Consider the following 14154-nt stretch of genomic DNA (forward strand, 5'->3'; position numbering starts at 1 on the left):
TGAAATGTCCGTATCCCCTGTACAGCCCGATCCATCGGTGATCGGCGGCGTTCCCAAGGCACCGTTTGTCCTGAAGCCGAATTTGGCACGCCTCTTCAACGATCGCGCCAGTCGCTTCGAGGCACTCGCCCAAGGCAGCCACCTCGCTCCCTATCTCAATTTCCTGGCGGGGATCACGCGAATCCAGAGCGAGCTCGTATCCGCATTGCCGCCGCCGGAGCCGGTCCCGGCCGATCGGGTTGAGCGTGCGCGTGCGAATGCCATGCCCCCCATCGATCGCGCAGCGATGGGGGGGTCGCCGGATTGCCGCGAAGTGTTGCAGCAATTTTTTGAGAAGGCTGAAGCCCTGGAGAAGCCGGCTGCCGCCGCAGAAGCGCTTGCACAGGTCCGGACGGCGGATGAGGAAATGCTGACCTGGATGATCGGCAACGTCATGGCTGACGACCTGCCGGTCGAGAGCCTCGCTCACCACCTTTACGTTGCTGCCGCAATGCAAATCCAGGCGGCGCGCCTCGCTGCCGGTCTCGACGGCAGCAGGCTCGTGCCGATCCGGGTAGGGGTCTGTCCCGCCTGCGGCGGCAGGCCGGTCGCATCCATGGTCATCGGCTTTCATGGTGCCGAAGGCGCGCGCTATGCCTCATGTTCCTGCTGCGCCACGATGTGGAATGAGGTTCGGGTCAAATGTCTCGCCTGCGGTTCCACGAAGGGCATCGGCTACCAGGCCGTCGAGACGGGAGACGAAGAGGCGACGGTCAAGGCGGAAGTCTGCGACACCTGCAACAGCTGGATGAAGATCCTCTACCAGAACAAGAACCCTTCGCTCGACGTCGTCGCCGATGATGTTGCGAGCCTCGGGCTCGACCTGTTGATGAAGGACACGGAATACAAGCGGGCGGGCTTTGACCCGTTCCTGATGGGCTATTGATCCAATGTCGGGACCTGTCGATCTTCGTGCCTTGCCCTCCGTCGACCAGATGCTGAACGCGGCGGCCGTGTCGCCGCTTGTGGAGCAGCATGGCCGCGCCGTGGTGACGGACGAACTGCGCAAAGTACTGGGCGAAGTCCGCCTTGCCGTGCGGAGCGGTGGGGCGCTGCCAGGCAAGGATGGCATTGTTGCCGCTCTGCTGAGCCGGCTCGATGACCGCAGCCGCTCGAACCTTCGCCCGCTGTTCAATCTGACGGGGACGGTGCTTCATACCAATCTCGGCCGGGCGCTGCTTGCGCAGGAGGCGGTCGATGCCGCCGTCGATGCAATGCGCGAAGCGGCCGCGCTTGAATTCGATCTCGATTCCGGTGGGCGCGGCGAACGCGACAGCCATTTGCGGGAACTGCTGTGCGAGCTGACGGGAGCGGAGGATGCCACCGTCGTCAACAACAATGCCGCGGCTGTCCTGATCGCTCTCAACTCGGTCGGTGTCGGGCGTCAGGCGATCGTTTCGCGGGGTGAATTGATCGAGATCGGCGGCGCTTTCCGCATGCCGGACATCATGGAGCGCGCCGGCGTCGATCTGGTCGAAGTGGGCACGACCAACCGCACCCACGCGAAGGACTACGTCAAGGCGATCGGGCCTGAGACGGCTTTGATCCTCAAGGTCCATACGTCGAATTACAGGATCGAGGGCTTCACCGCGGAGGTCCCGGGTGCCGAGCTTGCGGCAATCGCCCATGAAAGAGGTGTGGTGCTTCTCAACGATCTCGGTTCGGGCAGCCTGGTCGACCTGTCGCGTTATGGTCTCGGCAGGGAGCCGACGGTGCGAGAGGCAGTCGCCGAAGGAGCCGATCTGGTCACCTTTTCCGGCGACAAGCTGCTGGGCGGTCCGCAGGCGGGTTTCATCGTCGGGCGCAGGGACCTGATCGCCGAGATCAACCGCAATCCGCTGAAGCGGGCGCTGCGTGTCGACAAGATCCGTATCGCGGCGACGGCTGCTACCTTGAAGCTCTATCGCGATCCGGATCGGCTGGCTTCGCGCCTGCCGACACTTTTCATGCTGTCCCGCGTGCAAGCGGAAGTGCGCGCACAGGCGGAGCGGCTCGCGCCGCAGGTCGGCGCGATGCTGGCGCCGAGCGGTTACGCTGTCGAGGTCTGCAGCTGTTCGAGCCAGATAGGCTCCGGGGCGCTTCCCGTAGACACGATCCCGAGCGCCGGCCTGAGGATCGTTGGGTCGAGCGGGAGCGCACTCGAAGCGCTCGCAGCTCTGTTCCGGTCTCTGTCCCGCCCGATCCTGGGGCGCCTCCGGGATGGTGCGCTGGTTCTGGACCTGCGCTGTCTGTCCGATGAGGCGGAATTCCTCAAAACCCTGTCCGAGGGTAGCGGCGATGCGGTGGCTTGAACGCCTTCGAGGCAATAAGCCCCAGACGGCGCCTGTGGCCGATCCGATGGCCGAGGCCCTGGCACGCGCCCAAGCCGGCGACTACGGGTCGGCGCTGCGCATCTGGGAGCCTCTGGCGCGTGCCGGCGTCGCGCGGGCGCAGAACAATATCGGCGCCTGCTTCGCAGAAGGGCTCGGGGTGCCGGAGAATCGAGAACTGGCGTGCAAATGGCTGCGCCTGGCGGCCGAAGCCGGGGATCCCGTCGGGCAACGCAACTATGCCGCCCTGCACATGCAAGGGCTCGCCGGCACCGATGCCGACTACGGCATCGCAGCCGAATATTATCGACGCGCCGCTGAAAAGGGCGACGCGCCGGCCCAGGACATGTTGAGCTGGCTGCTGCTGGAAGGCGAGATCATGACGGCCGACCCGCTCGAGGCGCGACGCTGGGCGGAATGTGCCGCCGAGGCCGGCATCGCGTCCTCGATGACGCGGCTCGGCATGCTCCACCACAACGCACTCGGTGTCGAACGCGATGCGCAAAAGGCCGTCTACTGGTGGCTGAAGGCTGCAGAGAGGGGCGACGCAGACGCCCAGGCCATGCTGGGAGCGGCCTGCCATATGGGGGCGGGCACGATACGCAATGGTGTGACTGCCTTGGTCTGGCTGATCCGGGCGACGGAAGGCGGCAGCACCCTGGCAAAGCCCTTCATGGGACCGGTTCGTGACAGCCTTTCGCCGGCGGAGATCCAGGAAGCGGAACGTCGGGCGCAAGAGCCGCTTTCAAGGCGGGCGCCATGATCGTCGGCACGGCCGGGCATATCGATCATGGCAAGACGACGCTCGTCAAGGCACTGACCGGTGTCGACACCGATCGCCTCAAGGAAGAAAAGGCGCGCGGCATCACCATCGATCTCGGCTTTGCCTATGCCCGGTTTGCAAAGGACGCCGTTACCGGATTTGTTGACGTCCCCGGTCACGAGCGCTTCATTCATACCATGCTCGCCGGGGCGGGCGGCATCGACTATGCCATGCTGGTGGTTGCGGCAGACGATGGCATCAAACCCCAGACCCTCGAACATCTCGCGATCCTGGATCTGCTCGGCGTCAGCCGCGGTCTGGTCGCAATCACAAAAGCAGACCTTGCCGATCCTGCCCGCCTCGAGAACCTGACCGATGAAATAGGAGCGGTGCTCTCGTCGACGAGCCTCCGCGATGCGGAGATACTTCCCGTCTCCGTGGCGGCGGGGCAGGGGATCGAATTGTTGAAGGAACGGCTGGCGGCTGCCGAGTGTGCGACCGCGGCATCGGCTGTCGGTGGCCGTTTCCGGCTCGCCGTCGATCGGAGCTTCACGCTTTCGGGCGCCGGAACCGTGGTCACCGGAACCGTGCTTTCGGGGTCCGTCGGCGTGGGCGACCAGGTGACGGTCTCGCCAGCGGGTCGCTCTGCGCGCGTACGTTCCATACATGCTCAGAACCAGAGGGCCGAGCGCGGTTTTGCCGGGCAACGATGTGCGCTCAACCTTGCGGGCGAGGGGATCTCGAAGGACGCAATCACCCGAGGCGACATGGTGGTCGATCCCCATCTGCACGCGCCGAGCGACAGGCTCGACGCGGATCTCTCTGTGCTTGAAAGTGAGACGAAGCCGATCGGGGAATGGTTTTCGGCCCGCTTCCACCACGCGAGCGCTGAGACCGGCATTCGCATCGTGCCGCTCGAGGGACCACTGTTGCCGGGCGAGCGTCGGCGGGTTCAACTCGTGCTCGACCGTCCGATCGCGGCTGCTGTCGGCGACCGGTTTATTCTGCGCGACGTTTCAGCCCGGCGCACGATCGGTGGAGGACGGCTCCTGGACCTGCGGGCGCCCGCGCGCAAGCGGCGCTCTCCCGAGCGGCTGAGCTACTTGCAGGCCGCATCTCTGTCCCATGCTGGCGAAGCGCTCGCGGCATTGCTGGATGTTCCGCCATTTCTCGTCGATCTTGACGTCTTTGCACGCGACCGGGCCCTATCGGAGGCGGAACTGCAGAACGCGATCAGGTCTGCCTCGGCCGAGGTCATCGAAGGCTCGGCGGTGCGTCATGCGCTGTCGAAGCGCCAGCGAGCCGCATTTTCCGACGAGGTCCAGCGCGTATTGAGCGCCTTTCATGTGGAGAACCCCGATCTGCAGGGGATCGGTCGCGAGCGCCTTCGGCTGCAGGTCACGCCACGACTGCCTCCGCCGGCCTTTCTGGTTGCGCTTAGGGCCGAACAGACGGCGGGGCGCCTGGTGCTCGAAGGCGCCTTCGTCCGATTGCCGGGCCACGAGGTCCGGTTGAGCGAAAAGGAGGAGGAACTCTATGCCCGAATCCTTCCACATCTGGAAGGCGAGGGGAGATTCCGTCCGCCTCGAGTCCGCGATTTCGCCGAAGCGCTGGGCGTCGACGAGCGAGAGATACGCCGCATCCTCAAACTTTGTGCACGGCTCGGCCGTGTCGACCAGATTCGGCATGACCATTTCTTCACCCGTCAGACGACAGCGGAAATGGTCGCGATCATCAGGCAAGTCGCGGCCAATGCCGAGCGGGGCGAATTTTCCGCAGGTCTCTTCCGCGACCGTGTCAACAATGGAAGAAAGGTGGCGATCGAAATCCTGGAATTCTTCGATCGTCAGGGAGTGACGATCCGGCACGGCGACGTGCGCCGGGTTAACCCGCACAGGCTCGATCTTTACGAAGGACCTGTTCCTGAGGCAGATGAGGAAAGAGGTTCGTCCCCGGTGGAGCGTCCGGACTTCAAATTCTATCACGCCGGCTCTTGAATATCCCTTTCAATACTTAGAAGGTCTGATCCGTAAGGGCATGTGCGAGGTTTCGTCCCTGCCAGAAGAAATTGGAAGCGCAAAAGTTCATCAAGGCGAGCTCGCACGTGGACCGCGACGGCCGCTTAGATCAAATCCAACGAAGGCGGGGCTTATGCAATGCGCAACTTTAGCGCCCATCGATCGAAGTATCCGGTGCCTTGATGGCTATCTCGAATAGAAAGCGTCGCGCAGCCCTTGTACCGCCAGGTAATTGGCCGCCGCGGATGACGGCAGAAATGGCGGCGGGCTACGTCAGCGAAAAGCACGTCGAGGACTTCCCCAAGCGCGTAGGAACCACCTATCCGGAGCCACGCGCATTGGAAAGCGCCAGGCGCAAATTCTGGTATCGGGAGGACTTGGACCGAGCAATGAACCTCGGGGTGGATGCTGTATGCCGCTTGGGAGAGAAATTCCGAGCGAAGATGGCGGAGAAAACAGCCGCTCGAAACGCTCCGCATGGGGCCGGCGTCAGAAGACCATGAGCCTCACGACCGCATTCATTGCCGAACTGATCAGAGCCGCGAACGAGGTCGAAAGACTTACGCCGTATGAGATCAGCCGGCTGCTGGATCGTTCGGTTGACACGATCCGTGATATGCGCAGGCAGACTGGCATCGCTGCCAGCCACCGCGCCCGAGACGTTGTGATTGATCTCCAGTTGGCCTCGGCACGCGCCCGTGACCTATCTGCCGCGGAGACCAGAGACGTCCTGCTGGACGCGGCCGATATCATCAGAACGTTGAAGATTGTGTTGGATGGGAAGGAATGAGCGGTGCGGCGGTTCTGCTAATGGTGGAGCGGAATGTGGTTTCCAATCGGTCCCCCAAAACGACACGATAAAGCGCGGAACGTTTCGTGAATTGGAAACCGCGAATTGCGCATTCTTGGGCTGTTCTGCAACGGCAATAGACGACGTCGAGAATACCTACAAAGCGCGCTACGATCGTTCCGGGCGTCGTCGAGCTTATGAAAATTGTAGCTCGCTTGGAAGACCTTGGATTGCATACCGCGCCAGCGACGATCCGGGAGGCCGTCTGTACCTGCCAGCCTTGCCCAACTGACACTCTAGCTTCGCTGCCAAGCCCGGTCGGGAGTCTTCGCCCGCCAGGAACAACTTAGTTACGAGCAATTCGGCCGTTTCAAAAGATCGAGGATCGTCAACGAGAAGTTTGGCGTTGTAGCCGGCCTCGCCCAAAACTGACCTGATGAATTCCATATTCGAAGGTGAAATGATGGATACGTTGGAGGACATTGCATGCTCCTTCAATGGGGGCCAAGGCTCTTAACCCTTAAGCAGCAGCGCCCGTGACATTTCTACTGAAGGTTGGACCTTGCGCCTTCGGCTTACGGTTGGCAACGCCCTCTAGGTTGTCACAAGATCTAGCCCATCTCGAAAACAGTGCGGCAATCCTGTCGCGACTTGCCCCCTAAACGACGCATGCCGCAATTTCCCGCCATCGGTCCAAGCCCGAACTCGACTTCTGCGACGAGCACTGGCTCCACGAATACGGCGCCTATCCGCCTCAAGGGCACCCCTGCGCTTTCGCCACCATCCCTTAGGACAGATTAACGACGAGCGTCGCAAGACAGGGATCGACACGCGCGGCATGGAATCAGACGGCTGTGAGGATGGCTTTCTTTGAAGTGTTTTGGCCATGAAGCCAACAACCCACGAGATGTTGATCGGATCATCTGCTTATGTTCATCCGTGCCGTTAATTTTGCGTCTCGCAATCGCCATTCTTCGGTATACAATGCTCGTTGCACTGCCGGATTTACCCGGGCGCCCCGCGGAGTTTCCGCCATTGCGCCCCCAGAGAGGAGCTCGGCTAATGACCTCTCAGTTTCATGCAATCGATCCTAGGATTCTCACTCCGAGCGATATCAAATCGTTGCAGAGCCTGTTCGACGAGGAGATCAAAGCCAGAAGAATGACCTATGACTGCCCTGAGGCGGCTGTTCTGGCAGCTAGGCTAATAGAGCTTTATCAAAGGGGCGTCAGGAACAACGACAGCTTGCGCGAAATGCTTAAAGCGGCGGCCTAGGGAGCCAGGAATTGTCCATTTGCGCCAGAACTGACTGGGAATAATCTGTGCTAGTTCTGGGTTTCGGATCAGGCGCCACACTGAGGAGCACGGGTTCGTTTAGAAGCTGGGATACGGCCGTCACCAGTTGTGCGAGAGCGAAGGGCTTTTCGAGCAAGATGCTGTTCGCGACACCCCTTGAGGGCCACTCGAGAGCGCCATGCCCGGTGCCGTAGACGACCGGAATACCTGGATAAATCTCACGGGCAACACGTGCGACGCTCCAACCGTTTGGAAGTTCGTAAAACCGAATATCGGTTACCATTCCTGCTACTTCGGAGTCCGCGGACCTCAAAACCTCTATCGCCTTCCCGCCTCTGGCTACCGCCACGACGACGAACCCCGCGTCGGCGAGGGCAGCCTCGTAATCCAAAAGGAGCAGCGCTTCATCTTCGGCAAGCAATATTGTCGCCGGTTTCATGTCCGCCTCCTCGCACGATGATGTTTGCTCCGAACGAGGCTCTTTTGCAATCTTCCGATAGCTGTGCCGCAATCCCCGGTATGCGCAGCATCTCTTCTGCGGCATATCTCGGTATCCGAGCTGGTGAAGCTCGGCTATGAGCCACGGCTTGAGCTTTAAGTCTGCAAGTCTTGTCCCCTGTCAGACCTTCAAAACGGTCTAGACTGAAGCGTGCAATTGCATGATTATACACGCGGTACATGTACTGGCCGGACCCTAGCCCGGCTCATCAATGACAAAGGTCTTAGGCACGCCGAGCGAAACCTTTCAGACAAGAATGGAGTTGTCACTTTCGAGCGGCGACCCAGCCGCTTGGGTGAGTGATGACCTCAGAGCTGTGAAGAATGCCCCTTCTCCGCAGCTCTGAGGCTCCACTACCTGCAGCGGATTAGGAATTGATCGATGCAAGACAGAGACGACTACGCGTTGCCTGAGCAAAGTGCCTCATCCGACGAGAAAACGGGATCAGACACTCCAAAGAAAATGATGGCGCAGCGGCGGAAGCTGGTTGGTGTGATCCGCGAAACCGATCCCGCGCGCCTGAAGGCGCTGGAATACCTCGGCAGAAGGTGGTTGTCGCATAAATAGGATGCCGCTGCTGTACGTGCCTGTCAGCGCTGGAACTGCGCACCACATCTTTGCGCTGGTGTAGGGGGGTACTCGCATGTGATGCCCCGGGGTGCAGGCCGATGCCGTAGCGCAGATTGACGACGAGGTCGGTCGTGCTGTAGTGGACAGGAGTGATGGCAAAGGTAGCAAAGCGGTAGCAATCGATCGCGTTTGCAAGACTCTCTCCGGTGAAATGGCAACAAATTCAACGCCTGGAAGAGAATCATGCCCGGTGGCATGTCCGGACTTCAAATCCGGTGGGGCAGCGAGGCTGTCTTGGGTGGGTTCGACTCCCATTCTCTTCCGCCATCAGGAGACCGTTCGTGACCGCCGAAACGCATGGGACCGATTTTGACGACTGGTTGGTCTCGACCTACAGGGACGTCGGCTCGTTCACCATGCTGTTCGTGCTGCTCCGGATCGGCGACACCAGTGTCGATCTGCTGCGCTCAGCCTATCTTCACGTCGTCGGGGACGAATTGCGCTGGCCGGACATGGTGCAGCTTTTCCGCGGCGCCGGCGTCGACTGGTCGGGCGCCGTGTTCTACCGGGCTGGCCGCGAAGGCCTAGTGGAGGACCGGGAGGCGAAGTCGAGGCTCACGTCGCTGGTTTTCAAACTCAACGAGGATCGTTCCCTGATCAGGGAGGGGGATTTGTTCAACGCCGATGGATTGCGGCTAACGATCGAGGAGATCAAGCCGCATTGATCGATCTTCCTGCGGCTTCCTTTCCGGACGTCGCCTGGCCCTCAGGCTGTTATTTCCCTGGAGGTGATCGAATAGGCGAAAGTCTGCGGATTGAGGCAGTCCAGCTCGCCGCGCGAGGTAACGGCGGCAGGATACATCAGGAACCCCTGTCGCAGCTCTCCTCCGGGCAGAACGAGATCCCGCGCCGTGTTGTACCCCACCCAGTTCATTTCCCAGTTGCCGTAAGCTTTTTCGCGGAAAGCGCGGACGGCGGGATTATCGAGCGGCAGATTTTCTTCGAGCACGACCTTGCGGACATCAGCCGGATCGACCGGAACCCAGCCATGAGCGTCGAGATAGACTTCGGCGCGACAGTGCTGCGCTTTGGTGATGTCGCCGGAACGGCCGAGGCTCTTGAAATCGGCGGAATCGGCCACTCGGATGCCGAAGACGTCGCGGGCGGGCAGGCCGGCGGCGCGGGCGAGCGACACGAACAAGCTTGATATGTCTGCGCACTTGCCGCCGAAATAGCCCGTTTCCAGCATGTCCCTAGCGTTGCCGACGCCGCAGCCGTCGATGTTCGCATCGCGGAACGTATTGTCGATCACCCAATCGTAAATCGCCCGAGCGCGATCTTCGGCTCGATCCCGGCCTTCGACAATGCGCATGGCGGTTGTCTTGACGATGCCGTCCACGGCCATGCTGGGAGTGCCGCGCAACTCATGCTGCAGTTCCGCCTCCGTTGCGGCGATCTTGCTTGTCACGCGGCGATCGCGCGTGGCCACGTGTTGAGTAACCTCGATGACGCGCCGTGGCTCGTCTTCCCACATGACGCGCAGAATGTCGGCGCCGGAGGAGGGGTCTTTCTCCATACGGATGTCGGTGCTGTTCGACACCCAGAGCGGAGCGTCCGCTTTCTGATAGTCACCGGCAGACCGGACGACCGGCAGCCAGAGTTGCGCCGGGCCTTCAGCCGGCTGAAGGTCGACTTTGGTGATAATCTCGAAACGACGCCAGGGGGATCCGTTTCCGGCCTCCTCGGCACGGGCTTGCATGCCGCCTTTTGAAACCCAGAGCGTTGCGGCAGCGGCTGTCGCAGCATTCGTCAGAAATCGGCGGCGGTTCAGCATGACCTCAGCTCCCGTCTGATCGCGACGTGAAAACGCGCGCTCTGACAAAATTACTACCATGCTCGACGCTTGGAAACAGAATTGACGATTCTCGCGGCGGTATCTTCAGCAGTCGGTCGGTATCTGGGTTCCCGGTGCCGCGGTTTCGGGTGCCGGGATTTCGGGTGCGGTGGCGAGATCGATGCCGCGCGCCGTCGGCGGCTGCCAGGTTGTCGAGCCCGCAGTCGCCCCTTGGGGATTGGTGCCGATATGCGCGCCACCAGTTCCTCCGGTCCAGCCGGTCGATCCGCTGTTGCCCGGCGCGGTGCCGTCAGCGCTGGCGCGGTCGGGGGGCGTCGCCGGCTCCGCCTTGCCGGCAGCCGCGGCACAATCTGCTCTCTCATTCGTGTTTTGTGCCGATGCTGGGTTCGGAGCCAGGGCGATCAGAAGGCAGAAAGCGGCCAGAACACATGCGGAAGGCCGGGTGGGGGCGAGGTTGCTCATGGCGATCTCCTTTTCATCGCCACCAACAATGTTCGGGAACGCTTGTTCCCCGAGCAGTCGATATCAGGAAATCACCTTGATCTGAGCCGCGCCTGCTGCTGCGGTTCCGACAATGCCCGCAAGCGGGTAACCCGCGAGGCGGATCTTTTCAACCAATGCGCCAGCCTTTTCCGGCGCACATGCGACCAGCAGACCGCCCGAGGTCTGCGGGTCGGCAAGCAGCAGTCGCTGCCAGTCCGGGAGGTCGTCGGGAAGCACAACGTCGGCGCCGTAGCTTGCCCAGTTGCGCCCCGAGGCACCGGTGATGAAGCCCTGTTCGGCAAGCATGTAAGCTTGGGACAAGAAGGGAATCGCGGAAAGCCTCAGGGTGAGGGAAAGCTGAGACGCACGGGCCATCTCAAGTCCGTGTCCAAGGACTCCGAAACCCGTGACATCGGTCAGCGCATGGACATCGGGATCGGCTGCCAGGTCCGCGCCGATGCGGTTGAGCAGCGTCGTCGAGCCGATCATTTCCTCATAACAGCCGGGCGGCAGAGCGTTCTTCTTGAGGGCTGCCGAATAGATGCCTACGCCAATCCCCTTGGTCAGGATGAGCGCGTCTCCGGCTTTTACGCCGCCATTGCGGCGAACCTCGCTCGGATGACAGAGGCCGATGACGGCAAGGCCGTAAATCGGCTCGACGGAATCGATGGAATGGCCGCCGGCGACGGGAATGCCCGCCTCGGCGCAGATCGAAGCGCCACCCTCGAGGATCTTCGCGATCGTTGTCGAATCTAGCTTGTTGATCGGCATTCCGACAATAGCCAATGCCAGGATCGGCTTTCCGCCCATGGCGTAAACATCGGAAATGGCATTGGTCGCGGCGATCCGCCCGAAGTCTCGCGGGTCGTCGACGATCGGCATGAAGAAATCGGTGGTGGCAATAACGCAGGTGTTGTCGTCTACCTGCCATACGGCGGCGTCATCGGCCATGTCGTTGCCGACCAGGAGCTGGGCAAAAGGCTGGGCAGCCGGTTGATTGGCAAGAAGCTGCTGTAGAACGGAGGGCGCGAGTTTGCAGCCGCAACCGCCACCGTGAGCGAGGTCCGTGAGACGGGGAGCAAGGGTGTTCATCAATCCTCCAGCAGCGTGGCTAAGCTAGCCGCGACTTGTTCACTCGCCTGATCGACGCGAGTAACACGGCCGCCGCAATCAGCCCTGGGATCGCGGTCGACGTTATCTTGCGGATGCTGAGGATAGCGCGAGGGACAAGTAGGCCGCCAGCGGTAACCATCATTTCCGCGTTTGATCCGACGAGCCTAATAGCTGTGGCGCAGTACGTCCATGGTGCTTCGACTCCGCAAGGGGTGAGGCATCGATGATGCGCCTGATCGAGCACGCCGAGCGGTAGCCTGGTCGGTGTTGTGTTTACTGCTGCGGACCTGCCGGCTTCGGTAACGGCGAAGAGTGCCGAGGCCGAGGCTGCGGCACGGCGCGAAAGCGCAGAGGATGAGCTACCCAATCAGATGGCAACGGCAGGGGCACGACGCAACCAGTGAGCAGCGTCTGATCTCCGTTGGTGACCTCGAAGACGATCCCGGGCCGCTCCATGCGCTTGCAATCTGGCCAGCGCTCAAAATCGATCCATTCGCTCATGGCTTTTCCAACCCCTTCAAAGCAGGAAATCGCTTCCGGAAAGAGCCGACAGATTCATCACCTTGATTTGGAAATCTGCAAGGCCGTCGCCATTGACGTCACCGGAAACTATCCCACTCCTGAAGTTAAGTTCACCTGCTTTGCCGTGGAACGCACTGCTGCCGATAAATAGAAACGCCTGGTCTCCGATGGCCTTGCTGCTGGCGTCGATTGAACGCAAATCCATCCGATCAACGCCGGACGCGAAATCGTCGATCACGTCCCTGAAAGCCGGCGCCGATTGCGCCGTCGTCTGAAAGACAAAAGTGTCCGCGCCGCCGCCGCCAATCAGCCTATCGGCGCCGTTACCGCCGATCAGGGTGTCGTTGCCGTCACGCCCATTCAGCATGTCGTTACCTGCTAGGCCGTTCAGGAGGTTTGCGCGATTGTCTCCGCGCAGGGTGTCGTTGAAGGCTGAACCATAGAGCCGCTCGATCGATACATATGTATCGCCAGCCGCTTCCCCCGTGTTGGAACCGGGCGAGTAAAGATCCGCAACCATGCCGGCGGTGGCATTGGAGTAATTCGCCAGATCGGTGCCATTGCCGCCGTCGAGCCGGTCGGCGCCCGCACCGCCGGCAAGATTGTCGTTCCCGTCGCCGCCGATCAGCCTGTCGTTGCCGCCGTTACCCCAAAGAGCATTTGCAGCAGCATTGCCGGTGATCGCGTCGTTGCCTGCGCCACCCTTCGCGTTCTCGATGAGGGAGCGCGTGTCGCCCTGATACTGTAGCGCGTTGGCAATATTGCCGATCGCCACCTTCGAACCGTCGTAGTGCAGCTTCGCCAATTGCGCGGCCGAGGTGGTCGTCCATTCGCCCGGGCGGAGATCGACCTTCAGTGCAGTCGTATAGTTGGAGAAATCGTAGGTGTCCGTTCCGCCGCCGTCCCATACCGTAAGCAGGATCTTGTTGCCGCCAGGAGCACCCTGACCCATACCATTGACGAACATCTCCCCTGACGTCGGGCTCCAGCGATATGTCGTATTTCCGCTGTGGGTGGTAAAATCCGCGCCGTACATATGCTGCAAGGCAGCGATATCGTACATCATCAGCGATTGTGCGTATCCCCAGGTCTCGTTGGTATAGCCCGTCGTCGTCGAGGCACCGACATAGGAGCGGTAACTCATGACCGTGTATTCCATAGAGTCGCGGCTCACCGGCATGACGTTGCCCTCATGGGCGTGTTCCAGCCCAAGCGCGTGGCCGGTCTCGTGAAGGAATGTCACATATGCGTAGTTTCCCTTCACCGGTCTGCTGTAGTGGCCAGATGATTTGTTGAACCACGCGTCGCCGCCTTCTGCCGCGGTCGAAGGGAAATAGGCCCACGCGGTGCTCGGAGCGTCGGACGAGGCGAGGCGAAGATCGGCGTGCTTGGTCGCACTCTCCGTGATCTCGGTGAATGTCACGTTGGCGACGGAGGAAAACTGATCAAGTGCCGCTCGCGTGGCAGCCTGCTGTGCGGCGCTCAAGGCCGCAAAGCCCTTGAGCGGCTCGCCATTGCCATAACCGGCGCCGTAGAATGAAGCGCTGGTTGGGAAACTGAACGTGAAGTCCTTGATCCCCCATTTCCAGTCGCCAAGGAGACCGTCGATATAGGCGTTACCAGTCGTCGCATAAGTGGTTGCTGCAGGCATCTTTTTCCCAGGCCATCCAGGTTGAAGTCAGGTCAGTACACCGCGTTCGATGCGGCGAGGTCTGAGCCGCAGGTGCGCTTATAGCTCGTCTCGGTTAACACCTTAATTCGGCCTGACGGTCTGGTGGGTCAGACCAGGTGGCCTAGACCTGTAGGTTGCTCACGCCAACGAGGTGAGGGAGTCGTATTGAGCGGGTGTGTACCATGCGTCGGCTAGTTAGGAGGACACAGCCTCGCCGAGAAGAAG

Annotated in this window: 16 protein-coding genes and 1 tRNA gene; 10 read left to right on the forward strand and 7 right to left on the reverse strand. The window is 61.2% G+C overall.

Annotated elements, in window-relative coordinates; translation table 11 throughout:
• Nucleotides 1-4: 4 nt before the first annotated feature.
• The 6 genes from fdhE (at nt 5) to M1D43_RS25220 (ending at nt 5919) form a co-directional block, all read left to right on the forward strand.
• Entirely contained in the window at nt 5-925 is a 921-nt protein-coding gene (gene fdhE / locus M1D43_RS25195; RefSeq protein ID WP_010967003.1) for a formate dehydrogenase accessory protein FdhE, read from the forward strand.
• Between the two features lie 4 nt (nt 926-929).
• On the forward strand, nt 930-2330 hold the full coding sequence (gene selA / locus M1D43_RS25200) for an L-seryl-tRNA(Sec) selenium transferase (RefSeq protein ID WP_027989005.1): 1401 nt from the start codon (nt 930-932) through the stop codon (nt 2328-2330).
• The gene (locus M1D43_RS25205; RefSeq protein ID WP_013845161.1) at nt 2317-3111 is read left to right on the forward strand and encodes a tetratricopeptide repeat protein; all 795 of its coding nucleotides are present in this window, start codon (nt 2317-2319) and stop codon (nt 3109-3111) included. The genes selA and M1D43_RS25205 overlap by 14 nt, the downstream gene beginning before the upstream one ends.
• The gene (selB, locus tag M1D43_RS25210; RefSeq protein WP_027989006.1) at nt 3108-5108 is read left to right on the forward strand and encodes a selenocysteine-specific translation elongation factor; all 2001 of its coding nucleotides are present in this window, start codon (nt 3108-3110) and stop codon (nt 5106-5108) included. Before M1D43_RS25205 ends, selB begins: the two co-directional genes overlap by 4 nt.
• Nucleotides 5109-5386: 278 nt before the next feature.
• Complete coding sequence (locus M1D43_RS25215) at nt 5387-5632, forward strand: hypothetical protein (protein ID WP_015242716.1); 246 nt, start codon at nt 5387-5389, stop codon at nt 5630-5632.
• A complete protein-coding gene (locus M1D43_RS25220) occupies nt 5629-5919 on the forward strand; it encodes a hypothetical protein (protein WP_014528153.1) in 291 nt (96 codons plus the stop codon). Before M1D43_RS25215 ends, M1D43_RS25220 begins: the two co-directional genes overlap by 4 nt.
• Nucleotides 5920-6114: 195 nt before the next feature.
• Here the strand turns inward: M1D43_RS25220 and M1D43_RS25225 are convergent, their stop codons facing one another.
• Nucleotides 6115-6402, reverse strand: a complete 288-nt coding sequence (locus tag M1D43_RS25225; protein ID WP_014528154.1) for a hypothetical protein — start codon at nt 6400-6402, stop codon at nt 6115-6117.
• Nucleotides 6403-6981: 579 nt separating this feature from the next.
• Here M1D43_RS25225 and M1D43_RS25230 point away from each other — a divergent pair.
• Complete coding sequence (locus tag M1D43_RS25230) at nt 6982-7194, forward strand: hypothetical protein (protein WP_017277078.1); 213 nt, start codon at nt 6982-6984, stop codon at nt 7192-7194.
• Here M1D43_RS25230 and M1D43_RS25235 read toward each other — a convergent pair.
• Entirely contained in the window at nt 7178-7654 is a 477-nt protein-coding gene (locus M1D43_RS25235) for a response regulator (protein WP_017277079.1), read from the reverse strand. The two genes, M1D43_RS25230 and M1D43_RS25235, sit on opposite strands and share 17 nt — an antisense overlap.
• A gap of 441 nt (nt 7655-8095) precedes the next feature.
• On the opposite strand from M1D43_RS25235, the gene M1D43_RS25240 reads away from it, so the two are divergent.
• From M1D43_RS25240 to M1D43_RS25250, 3 genes are all read left to right on the forward strand, one after another.
• On the forward strand, nt 8096-8281 hold the full coding sequence (locus M1D43_RS25240) for a hypothetical protein (protein ID WP_015242712.1): 186 nt from the start codon (nt 8096-8098) through the stop codon (nt 8279-8281).
• A gap of 235 nt (nt 8282-8516) precedes the next feature.
• Nucleotides 8517-8611, forward strand: a tRNA-Sec gene (locus M1D43_RS25245).
• A 14-nt stretch (nt 8612-8625) separates the two neighbouring features.
• On the forward strand, nt 8626-9009 hold the full coding sequence (locus M1D43_RS25250) for a hypothetical protein (RefSeq protein ID WP_017277080.1): 384 nt from the start codon (nt 8626-8628) through the stop codon (nt 9007-9009).
• Between the two features lie 41 nt (nt 9010-9050).
• On the opposite strand, the gene M1D43_RS25255 is transcribed toward M1D43_RS25250, so the two are convergent.
• The 5 genes from M1D43_RS25255 to M1D43_RS25275 form a co-directional block, all read right to left on the reverse strand.
• Nucleotides 9051-10118: a transglutaminase-like domain-containing protein gene (locus tag M1D43_RS25255; protein WP_017277081.1), complete on the reverse strand. Its 1068-nt coding sequence runs from the start codon at nt 10116-10118 to the stop codon at nt 9051-9053.
• Between the two features lie 105 nt (nt 10119-10223).
• Nucleotides 10224-10601 (reverse strand): hypothetical protein, encoded by a 378-nt coding sequence (locus M1D43_RS25260; protein WP_017277082.1) that lies wholly within the window; start codon nt 10599-10601, stop codon nt 10224-10226.
• Between the two features lie 63 nt (nt 10602-10664).
• Nucleotides 10665-11714 (reverse strand): selenide, water dikinase SelD, encoded by a 1050-nt coding sequence (selD, locus tag M1D43_RS25265; protein WP_017277083.1) that lies wholly within the window; start codon nt 11712-11714, stop codon nt 10665-10667.
• Between the two features lie 294 nt (nt 11715-12008).
• A complete protein-coding gene (locus M1D43_RS25270) occupies nt 12009-12236 on the reverse strand; it encodes a hypothetical protein (protein ID WP_010967015.1) in 228 nt (75 codons plus the stop codon).
• Between the two features lie 16 nt (nt 12237-12252).
• Nucleotides 12253-13908, reverse strand: coding sequence for a M10 family metallopeptidase (locus tag M1D43_RS25275; RefSeq protein WP_017277085.1), 1656 nt, complete (start codon nt 13906-13908; stop codon nt 12253-12255).
• Between the last annotated feature and the right edge of the window lie 246 nt (nt 13909-14154).

The sequence above is a fragment of the Ensifer sp. R1-3 genome (assembly GCF_056739175.1).